The sequence below is a fragment of the Methylobacterium sp. NEAU K genome, from assembly GCF_030700285.1.
In the GTDB taxonomy this organism is placed as follows: domain Bacteria; phylum Pseudomonadota; class Alphaproteobacteria; order Rhizobiales; family Beijerinckiaceae; genus Methylobacterium.
Window position 1 is genome coordinate 102,128 of sequence record NZ_JAUYZJ010000010.1, and the last position, 16,930, is coordinate 119,057.

Annotated in this window: 17 protein-coding genes; 5 read left to right on the top strand and 12 right to left on the bottom strand. The window is 72.2% G+C overall.

Going from position 1 to position 16,930, the window contains the following annotated elements:
- Positions 1-400 precede the first annotated feature (400 nt).
- The 3 genes from Q8W67_RS10670 (at position 401) to Q8W67_RS10680 (ending at position 2,406) form a co-directional block, all read left to right on the top strand.
- A complete protein-coding gene (locus Q8W67_RS10670; RefSeq protein WP_305544940.1) occupies positions 401-1,543 on the top strand; it encodes a uroporphyrinogen decarboxylase in 1,143 nt (380 codons plus the stop codon).
- A 4-nt stretch (positions 1,544-1,547) separates the two neighbouring features.
- On the top strand, positions 1,548-1,979 hold the full coding sequence (hemJ, locus tag Q8W67_RS10675; RefSeq protein WP_305544942.1) for a protoporphyrinogen oxidase HemJ: 432 nt from the start codon (positions 1,548-1,550) through the stop codon (positions 1,977-1,979).
- Positions 1,980-2,061: 82 nt separating this feature from the next.
- On the top strand, positions 2,062-2,406 hold the full coding sequence (locus Q8W67_RS10680) for a lysozyme inhibitor LprI family protein (RefSeq protein WP_305544944.1): 345 nt from the start codon (positions 2,062-2,064) through the stop codon (positions 2,404-2,406).
- A 7-nt stretch (positions 2,407-2,413) separates the two neighbouring features.
- Here Q8W67_RS10680 and Q8W67_RS10685 read toward each other — a convergent pair whose 3' ends face one another.
- The 12 genes from Q8W67_RS10685 to rho form a co-directional block, all read right to left on the bottom strand.
- Positions 2,414-3,127, bottom strand: coding sequence for an aspartate/glutamate racemase family protein (locus Q8W67_RS10685; RefSeq protein WP_305544946.1), 714 nt, complete (start codon positions 3,125-3,127; stop codon positions 2,414-2,416).
- 208 nt (positions 3,128-3,335) lie between these two features.
- Complete coding sequence (locus Q8W67_RS10690; protein ID WP_305544948.1) at positions 3,336-4,196, bottom strand: LysR family transcriptional regulator; 861 nt, start codon at positions 4,194-4,196, stop codon at positions 3,336-3,338.
- A gap of 11 nt (positions 4,197-4,207) precedes the next feature.
- Positions 4,208-5,191: an ATP phosphoribosyltransferase gene (hisG, locus tag Q8W67_RS10695; protein ID WP_305544950.1), complete on the bottom strand. Its 984-nt coding sequence runs from the start codon at positions 5,189-5,191 to the stop codon at positions 4,208-4,210.
- Positions 5,188-6,330 (bottom strand): ATP phosphoribosyltransferase regulatory subunit, encoded by a 1,143-nt coding sequence (locus tag Q8W67_RS10700; RefSeq protein ID WP_305544952.1) that lies wholly within the window; start codon positions 6,328-6,330, stop codon positions 5,188-5,190. The genes hisG and Q8W67_RS10700 overlap by 4 nt, the downstream gene beginning before the upstream one ends.
- A gap of 454 nt (positions 6,331-6,784) precedes the next feature.
- Positions 6,785-8,080, bottom strand: a complete 1,296-nt coding sequence (locus Q8W67_RS10705; RefSeq protein ID WP_305544955.1) for a PHB depolymerase family esterase — start codon at positions 8,078-8,080, stop codon at positions 6,785-6,787.
- Positions 8,081-8,233: 153 nt separating this feature from the next.
- A complete protein-coding gene (dnaQ, locus tag Q8W67_RS10710; protein WP_305544958.1) occupies positions 8,234-8,953 on the bottom strand; it encodes a DNA polymerase III subunit epsilon in 720 nt (239 codons plus the stop codon).
- An 87-nt stretch (positions 8,954-9,040) separates the two neighbouring features.
- Positions 9,041-9,250 (bottom strand): hypothetical protein, encoded by a 210-nt coding sequence (locus Q8W67_RS10715; RefSeq protein WP_305544961.1) that lies wholly within the window; start codon positions 9,248-9,250, stop codon positions 9,041-9,043.
- 74 nt (positions 9,251-9,324) lie between these two features.
- On the bottom strand, positions 9,325-9,978 hold the full coding sequence (gene coaE, locus Q8W67_RS10720) for a dephospho-CoA kinase (RefSeq protein ID WP_305544963.1): 654 nt from the start codon (positions 9,976-9,978) through the stop codon (positions 9,325-9,327).
- Positions 9,975-10,817 carry a shikimate dehydrogenase gene (locus Q8W67_RS10725; protein ID WP_305545097.1) on the bottom strand — a complete coding sequence of 281 codons (843 nt, stop codon included), beginning with the start codon at positions 10,815-10,817 and terminating at the stop codon, positions 9,975-9,977. Before Q8W67_RS10725 ends, coaE begins: the two co-directional genes overlap by 4 nt.
- 8 nt (positions 10,818-10,825) lie before the next feature.
- The gene (locus Q8W67_RS10730; protein ID WP_305544966.1) at positions 10,826-11,797 is read right to left on the bottom strand and encodes a cation diffusion facilitator family transporter; all 972 of its coding nucleotides are present in this window, start codon (positions 11,795-11,797) and stop codon (positions 10,826-10,828) included.
- A gap of 11 nt (positions 11,798-11,808) precedes the next feature.
- Positions 11,809-12,420: a nucleoside triphosphate pyrophosphatase gene (locus Q8W67_RS10735; RefSeq protein ID WP_305544968.1), complete on the bottom strand. Its 612-nt coding sequence runs from the start codon at positions 12,418-12,420 to the stop codon at positions 11,809-11,811.
- A gap of 417 nt (positions 12,421-12,837) precedes the next feature.
- Complete coding sequence (rho, locus tag Q8W67_RS10740; protein WP_305544971.1) at positions 12,838-14,193, bottom strand: transcription termination factor Rho; 1,356 nt, start codon at positions 14,191-14,193, stop codon at positions 12,838-12,840.
- A 402-nt stretch (positions 14,194-14,595) separates the two neighbouring features.
- Here rho and Q8W67_RS10745 point away from each other — a divergent pair, with 402 nt between their 5' ends.
- Both Q8W67_RS10745 and hisS read left to right on the top strand, forming a co-directional pair.
- Positions 14,596-15,099 (top strand): DUF3429 domain-containing protein, encoded by a 504-nt coding sequence (locus Q8W67_RS10745; protein WP_305544974.1) that lies wholly within the window; start codon positions 14,596-14,598, stop codon positions 15,097-15,099.
- A 144-nt stretch (positions 15,100-15,243) separates the two neighbouring features.
- Positions 15,244-16,779, top strand: a complete 1,536-nt coding sequence (gene hisS / locus Q8W67_RS10750; RefSeq protein WP_305544977.1) for a histidine--tRNA ligase — start codon at positions 15,244-15,246, stop codon at positions 16,777-16,779.
- The last annotated feature ends 151 nt before the right edge of the window (positions 16,780-16,930 follow it).

The window sequence follows — 16,930 nt, forward strand, 5'->3', positions numbered from 1 at the left end:
GATAGGATGCCCCATCGGGCAGGTCCAGGGCACGGACCCCACGCCTTATCGACTCCGCCGTTCACAGGCGGTTCGTCGGGACGCACGGAATCCGGGCGCCTGGGAGAATCCGGGACGCAACCGGGGTGCGCACAGGACTCGGCGTGCCCAAGGTGCTGCCGGACCTTCCGGTTCTCGCAAGATGGACCGAATCCTTTAAAGCCTCGTTAACGGCGCGCCGCCGGGGACGGCCTGTGGACCCGGTTGCGCCACCGTGATCAGCCCCCCCAATAGAAAAAACAGAGTCCTAGAATCTCTCTTTTCTTTTCGAGAGGACCTGTGTGGGGATCGGAGGCGTCGCGACTCGACAGGAGGCGCGCCGACGGGCATGCGGGATGAGGCAAGCGGGTTGGGGGCGCAGATGACGGGGACGCCGCGGACGGAGCGCAGGACCGAGCGCAAGATGCTGCGCGTCCTCGAAGGCGAGGCGATCGGGCCGCCCCCCGCCTGGATGATGCGCCAGGCGGGCCGCTATCTGCCCGAATACCGGGCAACCCGCGCGGAGGCCGGCTCGTTCCTGGACCTCTGCTACAGTCCGGACTTCGCCGTCGAGGTGACGCTGCAGCCGATCCGCCGCTTCGGCTTCGATGCCGCGATCCTGTTCTCGGATATCCTGGTCGTCCCCCACGCGCTCGGCCAGGACGTGCGCTTCGTCGAGGGCGAGGGGCCGCGCCTCGATCCGCTCGACGGCCGGGAGGCGTTCGCGCGGCTGCGCGAGGCCGGCGACCCGGCGATCGTTTCGCACCTCGCGCCGGTCTTCGAGACGGTGAAGCGGCTGCGCGCCGAACTGCCGGGCGAGACGACCCTGCTCGGGTTCTGCGGCGCCCCCTGGACGGTGGCGAGCTACATGATCGGCGGCCGCGGCACCCCGGACCTCGCCCCCGCCCGAGCGCTGGCCGAAGGCGACACGGCGCTGGTCGACGCCCTGATCGACCGCCTCGTCACGGTCCAGACCGCGTATCTCGTCCGCCAGCTCGAAGCCGGCGCCGACGCGGTGCAGATCTTCGAATCCCATGCCGGCACCCTGCCGAGGGCCGTGCCGGCCTCGGCGGGGGGTATCGATCCGGTGGACGACGTGGCCGAGAGTGCCCTTCCGGGCTCGGCCACCGCGGATGCCCTCACCCGCTGGTCCCTGAGGCCGATCGCCCGGATGATCGCCGGCGTCCGCGCGAAGGTGCCGGGGGCGAAGATCATCGTGTTCGCCCGCGGCTCGGGCCTCGACGGCCATGCCCGGGTGGTGCCGGAGACCGGCGCCGACGCGGTCGGCGTCGACTGGGCGGTGGACCTGAAGGCCCTGCGTGGGCACGTGCCGGCCGCCACGGTGACGCAGGGCAACCTGCACCCCGACACGCTGGTCGCGGGCGGCGATGCCCTCGACGCGGCGGTGGACGCTGTGCTGGAGGCGACGGCGGGCCTGCCGCACGTGTTCAACCTCGGCCACGGCATCACGCCGCAGACGCCGGTCGCCCATGTCGAGCGCATGCTCGCGCGGCTCCGCAGGTAGGATCGTGCTCTACGACTGGATCAAGGCCGGCCACGTGATCAGCCTGATCGCCTGGATGGCGGGCATGCTCTACCTGCCGCGCCTGTTCGTGTACCACGCCAGCCTGCCGCCGGGCTCCGAGGCGCAGTCGGCGACCTTCAAGGTGATGGAGCGCCGCCTGCTCAAGGCGATCATGAACCCCGCCCTGATCGCCACCTGGGTCTTCGGGCTGGCGCTTGCCTGGATGAGCGGCTTCTACGCGAGCCCCTGGCTCCAGGCGAAGGTCCTGCTCGTGCTGGCGATGACCGGCATCCACGGCTGGCTCGCCCGGATGGTGAAGGATTTCGCCGCCGACCGGAACGCCCGCGGGCATCGGTTCTACCGGGTGCTCAACGAGGTTCCGACGCTCCTGATGATCGGCATCGTCATCCTGGTGGTGGTCAAGCCGGGCTTCTGATCCCGGTATCCCGTGATCCGGGCACGGCTCGCCGCGCAGGCGCGGCGGCCGGAGCCTTTCGCCGGCCGGGCCGTTGGGGGCCATGACCAAGGTTTTCCTGCTCGCCCTACCGCTGGTTCTTCTCGCCGCCGCACCCGCCCGGGCCGCGAGCTTCCCATGCGAGAAGGCCGAGACGCCCGACGAGAAGGCGGTCTGCGCGCACCTCCCCCTCAACGACATGGACGTCGAGATGGCGACCCGGTTCGACATCCTGAAGGCCGTGCTGCCCATGGGAGGCCAGACCAAGCTCCGCGACGACCAGGAGGCTTGGCTCAAGGAGCGCCGTGCCTGCGGAGCCGATGTGACCTGCCTGCGCGGCCTCTACGAGACCCGGCTCAAGGTGCTGCGCGGGGTCCTTTCAGAGTTTGCCAAGCAGGGACCGCAGTGACGGCCGATCAGGCCACCAGCGGGAGCGCGACAGCATCGGCCAGGCAGGCGGCCACGCAGGCGCGCGCCAGGGCGTCGGTGGCGTCCACCATCAGGGACGCCAGATCGTCCCCGGCACCGGCGAGTGCGAGCGGGATCTCGGTGCACGCCAGCACCACCCGGCGACATCCGGCCGCCGTCAGGGACAGGGCCTGCGCTTCGAGGATCGGCGCGGCCTCCGCGACCCGTCCGGCCTTCACCAGGTGGATCGCCCCGGCGACCGCGGCCTGTCCGTCGGGATCCGGGGTCAGGCAGGTGAAGCCGTGCCGGGCGAGCCGCTCCGGGTAGAGGCCGGCCCGCAGGGTCCCCTCGCTGGCCAGAAGGCCGACCGGACCGTCGGTAAGGGCGCACCGGACGAGGTCGTCGGCCACGGCATCGACGATGTGCAGGATCGGCAGGGCCGTCCCGGCCTGCAGAGCGGCGTGCCAGTGATGGGCGGTGTTGCACGGGATGGCGATGCGGGTGGCGCCCCCCGCCTCCAGGCGCGCCAGGGCGGCGCGCATCGCCGGCAGCGGGTCCGGCCCCTGGCCCAGGATGGACGCGACCCGGTCGGGGATGTCGGCGGCCGAGCAGACCAGGGTCGGGATGTGGTCCTGGTCGCGCCGGGCCGGCGTCGCCCGCACGAGCTTGGCCAGGAAATCCACCGTCGCCAGCGGACCCATCCCGCCGAGAATACCGAGCATCGCCGCCTCCGATCGTCGCTGGCGCATCCTTGCGCGGCGGCCGCACCGGGGTCCAATGCCGTGTCGGCACGGCCCATGCCGATCCGGCATCGAAAATCCTGGACCCCTATGGCAGGGCTGAGAGCCCCGTGCCCTCGGGGCTTCGCGCCCCGAACCCGGCCAAAGGACCGCAGGCCCTTCGGAAACCCCGTTTCGCCCGCGGCAGGGTTCAGGCGTCTTCGGCCGCCAGTCCGCGGGCCGCGCGCCACACCGCGTCGAGGGCGGCGTGCCGGCGGCCGGCATTCCGGTAGAGGCGGATCTCCAACGCGGCCCCCGGCCCGGCCGCCACGAGGCTGCCCTCGGCCAGTTCGCGGGCGACAAGGCTCGCGGGCAGCCAGGCCAGCCCGTGGCCCGCGAGGGCCATGAACTTCAGGGCCTCCGCCATGGCGTTCTCGTTGACGTGGGCGGCTGCCGCCGGCTCCGTGGTGAGCGCCACCACCCGGCCCAGGAAGGAATCCTCAGGGTAGCCGAGTCCCGGCAGGTCGGGCGCGGCCGGTCCAGGCCGGTGCACCGGCATCAGCGCGTCGCGGCCGATGACGAGGTGCGGGAACGCCGCCGGGTCGAAGGGGATCGGCACCCCGGGATGGTGATAGGTCAGCAGGAGATCGTGGCTGCCTTCCGCCAGCGCCTGCACGCAGGCGTGGAAGTCGCCCGGCAGCAGCCGGCTGCCGAGCGGGCCGGTGCGGCCTTCGATCTTTCGGTACCAGCCCGGGAAGACGGTGAGCGCGAGGGTGTGGAGCGCGGCCACCGACACGGTCCGGGCCGGCGGCCGGGTCCGGGCCCGGAGCGCGTCGCGACTCGCGTGCAGCAGCCGCACGGTCTCCTGTGCGGTCTCGCGGAAGAGCTGGCCCTCGGGGGTCAGGGCGGTCGGGTAGGTGCTGCGGTCGATCAGCGGGACGCCGAGCCAGCCCTCGAGGGCCCGGATCCGCCGGCCGAAGGCCGGCTGGGTGACGTGGCGCTCGACCGCGGAGCGCGAGAAGCTGCCGGTGCGCGCGAGGCTCAGGAAGTCCTCGAGCCATTTCAGCTCCATCGCCGGGCGTCTTAGAGCCGCGCCAGCAGCCGCTCCGCCAGCGGGTTCTCCGCCGCGAAGGCGTAGTCGACCCGCCGCACCGTCACGGCCCGGGCGCCGGCCAGGACCAGGGCTCCCGCGAGCTCGAACACGGCGCCCTCCGGGCAGCGCATCACGATCTCGCCATCGGCCCCGCGCGGGGCGCCGTAGGGCAACTCGGCCTCGTGCAGGCCGGCGAGGCTGGCCAGATCGATGGCGCCGGTCTCCGGCATGGCGGCCCGGACCTCCCGGGTGGTGCGGGCGCGCTCCTCGGCGGCGATGCGGCCGAGCACCGTGCGCAGCGCAGCCCGCTGGCTCTCGCCCCAGGGCGCCTGCAGCGAGGCGACGAGGTTGGCCTCGGAGCGCAGGATGATCCCGTCGTCGAGCACCTTCAGGGCGTTGGCGCTGAGCGTCGCCCCCGTGGTGGTGATGTCGACCACGATCTCGGCCGAGCCGGCCGCCGGTGCCCCCTCGGTGGCGCCGAGGCTCTCGACGATGCGGTAATCGGCGACCCCCTTCTCGGCGAAGAACCGGCGGGTCAGGTTCACGTATTTGGTCGCCACCCGCAGGCGACGGCCGTGGCGGGCGCGCATGAGGGCCGCGACCTCGTCGAGGTCGGACATCGCCCGCACGTCGATCCAGGCCTGGGGCACCGCGACCACCACGGTGGCGTTGCCGAAGCCCAAGGGCGTCAGCAGCTCCACTTGGCCGCGCACGTCCGGCAGGGTCTCGCGGATCAGATCCTCGCCGGTCACGCCCAGATGGGCCGCACCCGAGGCGAGCTGCGCGGCGATCTCCGAGGCCGAGAGGTAGCGCACCTCGACGTCCGGGACGCCCACGAGCTTGCCCCGGTAGTCGCGGGCGCCGGCGCCCTGGGCCAGCTTCAAGCCGGCGCGGCCGAAGAACGCGTTGGCGTTCTCCTGGAGCCGGCCCTTGGACGGCACCGCCAGGATCAGGGTGGTGTCGGATGCGCTCATCGTCCGGCCCCCGCCACGCGCTCGACCCAGAAGGTGCAGCCCACCGCCGGCAGTGCGACCGGGCTGCCGAGATGCCCGAGCAGCCCGTCGTAGCGGCCGCCGCCGACCAGGATCGGGCCGTCCCGCTCGGTCACCTCGAAGATGAAGCCGGTATAATAGTCCAGGTTGCGGGCGAAGCCGCCCTGGAAGCGGAAGCGCTCGATCGGCAGGCCGCGGGCCGCGATGAAGCCGGTGCGCTCCTCGAACAGGTCGAGGGCGGCCGAGAGGGCGTCGTGGCGCAGGTTCGCGTCGGTCACCAGCGCCCGCAGGTCGCGGGCGGCCGCGTCTGGGTGCCCGCTGATGGTCCGGTAGCGGTCGAGGATCGCGCGGTTCTCGGCGTTGAGCCCGGCCCCGCCATTGGCCTGCGCCGCCGCCTTGCCGAGGAAGCGCTCGGCGATCTCGCCGGCGCTGCGGCCGCCCACCGCGGAGATCCCCGCGATCGCCAGCACGTCCTCCACGAAGGCGCGCACGCCCCGGGGGTCCTGGCCCTGGATCGCCGCCAGCAGCCCCGCATGCGGGTCCTCCGGGCGCGCGCCCTCGCCGCCATTGGTCACGGCATCGAGGGAGCGCCCGGCGGCGAGCGCCCGCAGGGTCCGCCGCTTGGCCGCGGGAGGGACCGCGAGGCCGTCGAGCAGCGCCACCGTCAGGCCCATGTCGCCGAGGCGCACCGCCGGGTCGGTGCGGCCGAACAGGGCGAGCCCCTCCAGGGCGAGGCCGAGCACTTCGGCATCCGCGGCCGGCGTGTCGGTGCGGCCGATCGATTCGATCCCCGCCTGGAAGAACTCGTCGGGCTCGTCGGCGGCGAGCCGGAAGACCGGGCCGCAATAGCTGTAATCGGCCGCCTGGCCGTCGGCCTCTGCCCGGTGCAGGCGGCAGACGGGAATGGTGAATTCCGGCCGCAGGCACAATTCGGCCCCGGCCGCGTCCTGGGTCACGAAGATCCGGCGGCGGATGTCCTCGCCGGACAGTTCCAGGAACGGCTCCACCGGCTGCAGCACCGGGGGCGCCACCGGCCGGTAGCCCGCCGCCGCCAGATGCGCGTGCAGCCGCGTCCGCGCCGCATCGCCCGCCCCCGTCTCACCCGCCTCCGGTCGTGTCATCGCATCCACCTCGCGGGCGCTCCGTAGCAGTCGCGACCGAACTTGGCGACACGCGCGAGCGGGATGTCGGGCTGTCCCTGCGCGCGGGTCGGTATCGGCCCCGGAGGGCATGGGTTTCCGAAGGGCTCGGAGCCCGGCCCGTTCGAGGGGCCCGATTTGCCGGAACCCCGGCCGTGGCGACCGGGGCCCTGGTAGGGCGGGCGGGGTTTGCAGAGCGCGGCTTCGGCTTTCGCCGGCCAGCGGCCGCGTATGCGGGCGGCACGGCGATGCGCAGGCCCCCGCAGCCGCTGCGGATCCGCCGGACGAGGGGGCAACGACACTTCCGGCGGCCGGCCCCGCCGCGGGCACCCGTGCCCGCTCCAGGCAGTGCTCGATCAGCGCCAGCACGTCGCAGGCCGGAAGCGCCTGGCCGAAGCCGAGCAGGGCGGCCCTCTGCAAGGCTCGGGGCGACGCCCTAACGCTGTCCGGCCCCGAGCCGATGCTCGGCGAAGAAGTCGAGCATCGCCCGCGAGGCGTCGGGCCCGTCGGCATCCGTGTAGCTGCCCTCGGGGCGGCCGCCCGACCAGGCGTGGCCGGCGCCACGCACCCGCCAGTCCTCGACGACGACCCGTCCCGTCCCGTCCCTGTAGCGGGTGCGGGTGAAGGGATGGCCGCGGCCCTCGAAGGTCTCGGACCTGGCCGTCAGCCCCGCGACATCTGCCTGGGCCAGCACCTGGTCGGCGTTGCGCACGGTCACGGTGCCGTCGTCCTCGCCGTGGAACAGGATGGTGGGCACGCGCTGCCCGGCCGGCGCGGCGCCGACCTGCACCGCCGGGGCGAGGCCCGGTGCGCCGACCTGCATGGCCATCAGCGCCGAGCCGAGGTCGCGGGCACAGCCGGCCGCGAGGCCCGAATGCACGCCCACCGCGGCGTAGAGGTCCGGATAGGCCCGGGCGATGTTCAGGGCGGCGGCCCCGCCCGCCGACATCCCTGCGATGTAGACCCGGTTCGGATCGATGGCGTGGGCCGCCATCACGGCCTGGGTGATGCCCGCGATGATCGCGGGCTCGCCGGATGCGCGGCGCTGGTCGCGCGGCTCGTACCAGTTCCAGCAGCGCTGAACGTGCGCCTGACGGCTCTGGGCCGGGTACACGACGAACAGGCCCGCGCGCTCGGCCAGCTGGTTCATGCCGGTGCCGGCGGCGAAATCGTCCGGGTTCTGCATGCAGCCGTGCAGCATCACGATCAGCGGCGCCGGCTCGACCGGGTCGCTCGGGATGAACAGCTTGTAGTCGCGGGTGCCTGCCGCCTCCACGTGGCTCAGGGCGACGAAGCGGCTCTCGCCCGCGGCCTTCCGGCCGGCCGCCTGCTGTCCGGGCGACCGGCGCGCATGGCTCAGTCCCTTCAGCACCGGAGCCAGGCCCCGCACGACATGGCCGATCACCTCGCGGACCCGCACCGCCGGCTCCGCGGCCGAGCCTCGGGGGATTGCGTTTCGCGCCTCGCTCTGGGGCTCGGCTTTGATCTCTCCGGGAGATTCGGTCGGGACCCGCCGGCCGGTCTCCCGCGGGGCCTCGCCGCGCTGCCCCGGGGCTTGGGGCGGCGCGGCCGTGAGGCCGCCAAGGCTGCGCTGGATCAGGGCGGTGGCCTCATCCAGGCGGCCCAGGCCGGTCAGGCGGGTGGCCTCGATCAGGTCGGCGAAGGGCGAGCCGCCGGGCTTGTGGCGTTCTCCGTCGTGCAAGTCCTTGAGCTTGCCGAAGGGGTCGGTCATGGGTCCGCGCCTCGTCACTTCAGCATCCGTGTCGCGGCCGGAACCCGCACGCCTGTACCGTCGCATGCATCATCCTCACCGAGGTCCAGGATGGCACGCGGTCGGCTGATTGTGCATTGCAGTAGACGCCGAGGTGCGCTGCGGCAAGATCGCTCAGGCGGGATCGTCCGCGCCGATGTACTCCGCCCAGATCGCCGTGGCCCCGAGGCTCGCCCGGAAGCTGTCGTGGCGGGCCCGCTCCTCATCCGTCAGTCGGCTACGATACGGCCGGGGCGCCACCGGAACCGCTTGGGCGGCGAGTTCGGCCGCCGGAGACGCGGTCTGCGCGTCCAGCAATCCGAGGCTGGTCTGCTTGCCGCCGAGCAGCTCGACATAGACCTCGGCCAGGATCTGCGCGTCGAGGAGCGCCCCGTGCTTGGTGCGCCGGGTGTTGTCGATGCCGTAGCGGGCGCACAGGGCGTCGAGGTTGTTGGCGGCCCCGGGGTGCTTGCGCCGGGCCATCGGCAAGGTATCGACCACGTCCTCCAGCCGGATCGGCGGCGGCGCATAGGCCCCGAGTCGGGCGTATTCCATGTTGAGGAAGCCGACGTCGAAGGGCGCGTTGTGGATGACGAGGCGCCCCTCGCGCAGGAAGTCCATGAGGTCGCCCACGATCTCCGCGAAGATCGGCTTGTCGGACAGGAACGCGTCCGACAGGCCGTGCACGTTGAACGCGCCCTCGGAGACCGCCCGCTGCGGGTTGCAGTAGCGGTGGAAGGTCCGGCCCGTGGGGATGTGCTTGAGCAGCTCGACCGCGCCGATCTCGATCAGCCGGTCGCCGCTCCGCGCCTCCGTGCCGGTGGTCTCGGTATCGAGGACGATCTCGCGCAGCATGTTTTGGGGACTCGCATCATGAGGCGGCCGGACCCTAGCCGGATAGGGCCCGGGGGTTAATCCGCCGTGCCCGCCATTCCCGTCCGGTCACCGGGACTGGTTGCGGTACACGCAGTCGCGCCCCCGATCCTCGTAGCCGGCCGGGCAGGTGGTCACGCAGGCGCCGGCCGCGAGTTTTTTCGGATGCGGGCAGGCGGCGGCAGACCGGGCCTGCGCCGGGGCGGCTGCGAGCAGCGTGAGGGCCGCGAGGATGCAGGCAGCCGATACCCGCCCGATCAGTTCGAGACGCCGGGTCATCGTCGTCCATCCCGCAGCGGGCTCGGTCCGTCGCGGATCGGGCACGCGCGGAGATATGGCGTCGCGCGGACGTGTCAGCCGCCAGCCCGGTGCGCCGGCGCACCGGCCGCCGTGAGCCGTGAGACGATCCGCGCCACCTCGGCCTCCGCCGCCGGGAAGCCGCGGCTCGTGTCGATCACGAAGTCCGCCCGGGCCCGCTTCTCGGCATCCGGCATCTGCTTGGCCAGGATCGCATCGAGGGCCGCCTCGGTCATGCCGGGACGGGCCAGCACCCGGGCGCGCTGGATCTCGGGCGGCGCGCTCACCACGGCGACCGCATCGCAGCGGCCCTCGCCCCGGGTCTCGTAGAGGAGCGGGATGTCGAGGACGACGAGCGGCGCGTCCGCGTGCCGGGCCAGGAACGCCGCGCTGGCCGCCCGGACCAGGGGGTGTACGATCGCTTCGAGCGCCGCCATCCGGTCGGGGGCGTCGAGAACCGCCGCGCGCAGCCGGACGCGGTCGACGCCACCCTGCGGATCGAGCACGCCCGGGAAGGCCGCACCGATCGCCGCGGCGGCTTGGCCCTCGGAGCCGTAGAGCGCGTGCACGGCCGCGTCCGCGTCGTGGACCGGGACGCCGAGGGCTGCGAACATCCGGGCGGTGGCCGACTTGCCCATGCCGATCGAGCCGGTGAGGCCAAGGACGAAGGGTCCCGGCACGACGGGTCCGGAGCCCGCCTTCGTCCTCATCCGACGATGTCCGCCACGATCCGGTCCCGGAGGCCTGGGGTGACGGAAGGGCGCAGGCCGAACCACGCCTCGAAGCCCGGCACGGCTTGGTGCAGCAGCATGCCGAGCCCGTCGACCGCCGCGAGCCCCCGCCGCCGCGCCGCGGCGAGCAGGTCCGTCTCCAGGGGCGCGTAGACGATGTCGGCCACCGCGGCACCCGCCGGCATCGGGGCGAGGTCGATATCGAGCGGCGGCTGGCCCTTCATGCCCAGCGACGTGGTGTTGACCAGAAGCCCGGCCCCGCCGAGGGCCGCCGGCAGGTCGTCCCAGGCCAGGGCCGCGCCGATCCCCGGCGCGAGCGCCGCCACGGTCTCGGCCCGGGCGGGGGTACGGTTGGCCACCAGGATGCGCCGCAGCCCGCGCTCGGCGAGTCCGACCACGATCGCACGCGCCGCCCCTCCGGCCCCCAGAACCACGGCCGTGCCGCCCCCCGCCCGCTCAAGCCAGCCGGCCCCGAGGCTGTGGTCGAGATGGGCGCAGAAGCCCGGCGCGTCGGTGTTGTCGCCGCGGATCCGCCCGTCCGGCTCGACCACCAGGGTGTTCACCGCGCCGATCTTTTCCGCCCGCGGCGTCAGGATGTCGACGCGGGCGAAAGCCGCCTCCTTGTGGGGGATCGTGACGTTGCCGCCCCGCAACCCGGATTCCGGCAGACCCCGGATGAAGTCCGCGAACGCCTCCGGGGCGACGTCCAGGCGCTCGTAGGAGCCCGGGATGCCGTGCTCGGCCAGCCAGTAGCCGTGGATCAGCGGCGAGCGCGAATGGGCGATCGGGTGGCCGACCACGAAGGCGCGGGGGATCACGACCTCAGTCACGCCGCGCAGTCCCGGGCGAGGTGGCAGGCCGGGCCGCCGGCCTCCTCGATCTGCAGGGTCGCGTGGCCGATGCCGAAGCGCTCGCGCAGGCCCTCGGCGGTCTCCGCCAGGAAGCCATTGCCCGGGTTACGATGCTGCAGGTGGCCCTCAGCCATCACGAGATGGACCGTGAGGGCGACGCTGGTCGTGCTCATCGGCCAGATATGCAGGTCGTGGAGGTCGGCCACGCCCGGCCGGCCGCGCAGGAAGCCGGTCACCGCCTCCGGGGAGATCTCCGGCGGCACCGCGTCCAGCGACATCGCCACGCTGTCGCGCAGGAGCCCCCAGGTCGCCCAGACGACGAGGCCCGCGATGACGAGGCTGACCGCGGGGTCGAGCCAGGCGAGCCCGGTGAGCTGGATCACCAGGCCGGCGACCACCACCCCCGCCGAGATGGCGGCATCGGCCGCCATGTGCAGGAAGGCGCCGCGGATGTTGATGTCGCCCTTGGCGCCACTGGCGAAGAGCCACGCGGTGAGACCGTTGATCACGATCCCGACGGCGGCCACCGCCATCACGGTCGTCGCGGCCACCGGCTCCGGATGGACGAGCCGGACCAGGGCCTCCCAGATCACCGCCCCCATGGCGACCAGCAGGAACACAGCGTTGAACAGGGCGGCCAGGATCGAGGAGCCGCGATACCCGTAGGTGAAGCGGGCGCTGGCGCGGCGGCGCACCAGGATCGCGGCGACCCAGGCCGCCGAAAGGCCCAGCACATCCGAGAGGTTGTGGCCGGCATCGGCCACCAGCGACATGGAATTGCTGACGTACCCGTAGGCCGCCTCGATCACCACGAAGGCGGTGTTGAGCAGGATGCCGAGCGCGAAGGCCGACCCGAAATTCTTCGGCGCATGCGCGTGGCCGCCATGGCCTGGATGCGCGTCACGACCGTGCGCGTGGCTACCGTGCGAATGATCGTGCCCGGCCAAGACGGAACTCCCTAAAAATCCAGATATCCGGCGGCGCGCAGACGGGCGAGCAGCGGCAGCAGCGGCAGGCCGAGGACGGTGCTGTGGTCGCCCGCGACCGATTCGAACAGGTGAATGCCCGGCCCTTCGAGCTGATAGCCGCCGACGCTCGACCGCACCCGGTCCGTGCCGGCGCAGTCCACATAGGCCGCGATCGCCCGGGCATCGAGGGGGCGCATGCGCAGCCGCGCGGTCTCCACGAAGGCGTCGCGGACGGGGCCGGCCAGCGCCACGGCGGCATGCAGGGCATGGGTGCGGCCGGAGAGGCGGGTGAGCTGCGCCCGCGCCTGCGCGGCATCCGCGGGTTTGTGGAAGACGGCACCATCCAGCTCCAGCACCTGGTCGGCGCCGACGACGACCCGCCCAGGATACCGGGCCGCCACCGAATCCGCCTTGGCGCGGGCGAGCCTCAGGGCGAGATCGGGCGGGGACAGCCCGAGGCTGTCGGCCTCCAGGGCGCGCTCGTCCACGTCGGGCGAGGCGGTCTCGACGGGCAACGCCGCGCTCTCCAGCAGAAGGCGCCGGGTCGGGCTGGTCGAGGCGAGGAGGAGCGGTTCCGGACCGGTCCAGGGCGAGCGGGGCATCGCGCCAGTGTCACGGATCGGGCGCCGGGTGCAAGCCAGCGTTCGCGCTGCGACGAGCCCCGCCGCCGGGATGAACCGGCCGGCGGGGCTGTCGCGGAGCCGATACGCAACCTGGCTCCCAGGTGCAGAGTGGCAGGGCCCGGTTAGGAGAAGGTCAACGGGGGCGCATCGGCGTCCGGCCGCGCCGTGCCGCGGCGGCACAGGTCGGGACAGGCGGCGGGTCGCCAGAGCCCGGCCGCGTTCCCACAGCAACCCGTCGGCGAGCAGGCGCGGAATCGGTGGTCGCTGCGGTCCACGGCCTCGCGCGCCCGGACGCAATGGTCCGCCGCCTCCACCAAGGGCTCGCCCGGGACGCGGTCCGCGGGCGCGTCCCGTCCAACCGGATCACGGGTCCGGTCGCGGAGCTCATGCGCCGCCTCAGGTGTTCATGGAATCGAAGAAGTCGCTGTTGCTCTTGGTCTGGCGCAGCTTGTCGAGCAGGAACTCGATCGCGTCCGTGACGCCCATCGGGTTGAGGATGCGGCGCAGCACGTAGGTCTTCTTGAGCGCGTCCGGCGGAACCAGAAGCTCCTCCTTGCGGGTTCCGGAGCGGGTGATGTCGATCGCCGGGAAGATGCGCTTGTCCGAGACCTTGCGGTCCAGGATGATCTCCGAGTTGCCGGTGCCCTTGAACTCCTCGAAGATCACCTCGTCCATCCGCGAGCCGGTGTCGATGAGCGCGGTGGCGATGATCGAGAGCGAGCCGCCCTCCTCGATGTTGCGGGCGGCGCCGAAGAAGCGCTTGGGCCGCTGCAGGGCGTTGGCGTCGACGCCGCCGGTGAGCACCTTGCCGGAGGACGGCACCACGGTGTTGTAGGCGCGGCCGAGCCGGGTGATCGAGTCGAGCAGGATGACGACGTCGCGCCCGTGCTCCACCAAGCGCTTGGCCTTCTCGATCACCATCTCGGCGACCTGCACGTGGCGGGTGGCCGGCTCGTCGAAGGTCGAGGCGATGACCTCGCCCTTCACCGAGCGGATCATGTCGGTGACCTCCTCGGGGCGCTCGTCGATGAGCAGCACGATGAGGTAGCATTCCGGGTGGTTCAGGGTGATCGACTGCGCGATGTTCTGCATCAGCACGGTCTTGCCGGTGCGCGGCGGCGCCACGATCAGGGCGCGCTGGCCCTTGCCGATCGGCGCGACGATGTCGATGATCCGGGGCGAGAAATCCTTTTTGGTCGGATTCTCGAGCTCCAGCTTGAACCGCTTCGTGGGGAACAGCGGCGTCAGGTTGTCGAAATGGACCTTGTGCTTGATCTTCTCCGGGTTCTCGAAGTTGATCGTGTTCACCTTCAGCAGCGCGAAGTAGCGCTCGCCGTCCTTGGGGCCGCGGATCGGGCCCTCGACGGTGTCGCCGGTGCGCAGGCCGAAGCGGCGGATCTGGGTCGGCGAGATGTAGATGTCGTCCGGGCCCGGGAGGTAGTTCGAGTCGTTCGAGCGCAGGAAGCCGAAGCCGTCCTGCAGCACCTCGACGGTGCCGGCGCCGATGATCTCGACCTCCTTGGCAGCGAGCTGCTTCAGGATCGCGAACATCAGCTCCTGCTTGCGCATGGTCGAGGCGTTCTCGACCTCGACCTCCTCGGCGAAGGCCGTCAGCTCGGTGGGCGTCTTGGCCTTGAGATCGGAGAGCTTGACCTCGCGCACGCCCTCGAGGGCGGCAACCTGCGGGGTGACGGGCGTATCGGCCGGTTCCGCGGTCTCGAGGTCGGCGAGGGCGTCGGGATGTGGCGTCATGGGTGTCTTGCAACCGACGGAGAAGGAGGGAGGGCCGGTTCTGCGCCAAGCACCCGGGGGACGGGCGCCGGAGAGCGGGCCGCGCCGGAGCGAGGGGCCCGAAGATCGTCTTGGCTGGACCGTTTTCGGCAGGACCCTCGCGGCTCACGGGCGCGCTGCGGCGCTGACCTTGTGACGAGGGCAACGGAGAAATAACGCGTTTTTCCACCGTACTCAAGGGGCTCGCGTGAGGATCGCAAGCACCTCGCAAGATCGGCCGGGCAAGAGGGGCCTCGCGCAGCAGCCTCCGCACCGGTAGATGCGGCGCACGAAACCGGCCAGGAACCGCACTCCCGCGGGGCCGTTCACCGTCCCGGCGCTGCGGCGCAGCAGACCTGAACCCGAGAACCCGGCCCCATCGACATGCGCGACGACGCCACCGGACGCACCCTCACCACCCACGAGCCGCGCCGGATCCCGTGGCTCGACCTCGTCTTCGGCTTCGGCCCGATGGTGCCGATCGCCGTCGGCGCCGCCGCGGCCTGGTGGCTGAACGGGCAGCCCCTCGACTACCTGGTGGCCCTGTTCACCCTGATCTACGCCGCCTCGATCCTGCTGTTCCTGGCCGGCGTGCACCGGGGCGTCAGCTTCCGCACCGAGGGCGGCCCGCGGCTCTCGCAGATGGCGACGATGCTGATCCTGTACGGGCTCGGCCTGTTCAGCCTGTTCTCGGCGGTGATGGGCAAGGCGGTCCCCGCCCTGGCGATGCTGATCCTGGGCTACGCACTCGTCGGAATCCTCGACCCGATCGCGGCGCGCGCCGGGGAGGTGCCCCTGGCGCATGCCCGGCTGCGCCCGCTGCAGATGCCGATCGCCGTGGTGAGCCTCGCACTCCTGCTCTGGCTCAAGCTCACGGCGCCGTACTGAGAACCTAACCGCAGGGCGGGATCTGCATTCCCCTTTCGCGCGCCATGCTCTAGAGCCCGGCCCCAGGCTCTCCGCCGCGCCGGAGACGATTCAAACCCGATGCAAGGCCCGGGCTCCGGGTCCGCGAGAAGCGAACGCGTTCACATGTCGAAGGTCGAGAACCGGGCCGAGACCCTGAAGCCCCGCCTGCCGCGCGGCTTCGTCGACCGGCGCGCCGACGAGATCGCCGCGCAGGGCCGGATGCTGGAGACGATCCGGAAGAGCTTCGAGCTATACGGTTTCGAGGCCCTGGAGACGCCTTTCGTCGAGTACACCGAGGCGCTCGGCAAGTTCCTGCCCGACCTCGACCGCCCGAATGCGGGCGTGTTCTCGTTCCAGGACGACGACGAGGCGTGGCTGTCGCTGCGCTACGACCTCACGGCGCCGCTCGCCCGGTTCGTGGCCGAGCATTACGACGCGCTGCCGAAGCCCTATCGCAGCTACCGGGCCGGCTACGTCTTCCGCAACGAGAAGCCGGGGCCCGGCCGCTTCCGCCAGTTCATGCAGTTCGACGCCGACATCGTCGGCGCGGGCTCGGTCGCGGCCGATGCCGAGACCTGCATGCTGATGGCCGACACGCTGGACCGGCTCGGGCTCGGCGGCCAGTACGTGGTCAAGGTCAACAACCGCAAGGTGCTGGACGGGGTGATGGAGGCGATCGGGCTGGCGGGCCCCGACAAGGCCGGCCAGCGCCTCACGGTCCTGCGGGCGATCGACAAGCTCGATCGGCTCGGCGTCGACGGGGTCCGCCAGCTGCTGGGCGCCGGGCGCAAGGACGAGAGCGGCGACTTCACCAGGGGCGCGGGCCTCGACGAGGGGGCGATCACCCGCATCCTCGCCTACATGTCGTTCCAGGCCGACGCGGGAGACGGCGCCGACCGGCTGGCGTTCTGGGAGCGGTTCTTCGCGGGCTGGCACGAGGCGGTAGGCGAATCGGAGACGGGCCGCGAGGGCATCGCCGAATTGCACGCGATCATGCGCCTCTGCGCCGCTGCCGGCTACGGCCACGAGGTGATCCGGGCCGATCCGAGCGTGGTGCGCGGGCTCGAATACTACACCGGCCCGGTCTACGAGGCGGAGCTGACCTTCCCGGTCACCAATGAGGACGGCCAGACCGTGCGCTTCGGTTCGGTGGCCGGGGGCGGCCGCTACGACGGCCTGGTCGGGCGCTTCCGGTCCGAGCCGGTGCCGGCGACCGGGTTCTCGATCGGCGTCTCGCGGCTGTTCTCGGCCCTGCAACTCGTGGGGAGCCCGCTGCTCGCCGGCGTCGAGAAGCCCGGCCCGGTGGTGGTGCTGGTCCTCGACCGGGAGAACATGGCCGACTACCAGCGGCTGGTCGCCCTCCTGCGGGCGGACGGCATCCGGGCCGAGCTCTACCTCGGCGCCGCCGGCATGAAGGCGCAGATGAAATACGCCGACCGCCGCCGCGCCCCGGTGGCGATCATCCAGGGCTCGAACGAGCGGCTGGCCGGCGAGATCCAGATCAAGGACCTGATCGAGGGCGCCCGCGCGGCCGAGACCATCGGCAGCAACGCCGAGTGGAAGGCGGCGCGGCCGGCGCAGGTCTCCTGCCCCGAGGCCGACATGGTGGCGCAGGTCCGCGCCGTGCTGGCCCGCCACTTCACGGCCGCCGAGGGCTGACGGGCGCGCAGGTCCGCACGCTCAGGTCCCGGTTTCGAATGGTATCGGACCCCCGCTTTCCAAGGTGGCTGGATTGGGCCGCGATCGCTGCGTTTTGCCAACCCGATCAATCTCTTCGGTCCGTACGCACAGGTCCGCCGGACCGAGCGTC

Coding starts and splice junctions, on each gene's coding strand:
- Q8W67_RS10670 (WP_305544940.1), top strand. CDS start 401: ATGACGGGGACGCCGCGGACGGAGCGCAGGACCGAGCGCAAGATGCTG.
- Q8W67_RS10680 (WP_305544944.1), top strand. CDS start 2,062: ATGACCAAGGTTTTCCTGCTCGCCCTACCGCTGGTTCTTCTCGCCGCC.
- Q8W67_RS10685 (WP_305544946.1), bottom strand. CDS start 3,127: ATGCTCGGTATTCTCGGCGGGATGGGTCCGCTGGCGACGGTGGATTTC.
- Q8W67_RS10690 (WP_305544948.1), bottom strand. CDS start 4,196: ATGGAGCTGAAATGGCTCGAGGACTTCCTGAGCCTCGCGCGCACCGGC.
- hisG (WP_305544950.1), bottom strand. CDS start 5,191: ATGAGCGCATCCGACACCACCCTGATCCTGGCGGTGCCGTCCAAGGGC.
- Q8W67_RS10700 (WP_305544952.1), bottom strand. CDS start 6,330: ATGACACGACCGGAGGCGGGTGAGACGGGGGCGGGCGATGCGGCGCGG.
- Q8W67_RS10705 (WP_305544955.1), bottom strand. CDS start 8,080: ATGACCGACCCCTTCGGCAAGCTCAAGGACTTGCACGACGGAGAACGC.
- dnaQ (WP_305544958.1), bottom strand. CDS start 8,953: ATGCTGCGCGAGATCGTCCTCGATACCGAGACCACCGGCACGGAGGCG.
- Q8W67_RS10715 (WP_305544961.1), bottom strand. CDS start 9,250: ATGACCCGGCGTCTCGAACTGATCGGGCGGGTATCGGCTGCCTGCATC.
- coaE (WP_305544963.1), bottom strand. CDS start 9,978: ATGAGGACGAAGGCGGGCTCCGGACCCGTCGTGCCGGGACCCTTCGTC.
- Q8W67_RS10735 (WP_305544968.1), bottom strand. CDS start 12,420: ATGCCCCGCTCGCCCTGGACCGGTCCGGAACCGCTCCTCCTCGCCTCG.
- rho (WP_305544971.1), bottom strand. CDS start 14,193: ATGACGCCACATCCCGACGCCCTCGCCGACCTCGAGACCGCGGAACCG.
- Q8W67_RS10745 (WP_305544974.1), top strand. CDS start 14,596: ATGCGCGACGACGCCACCGGACGCACCCTCACCACCCACGAGCCGCGC.
- hisS (WP_305544977.1), top strand. CDS start 15,244: ATGTCGAAGGTCGAGAACCGGGCCGAGACCCTGAAGCCCCGCCTGCCG.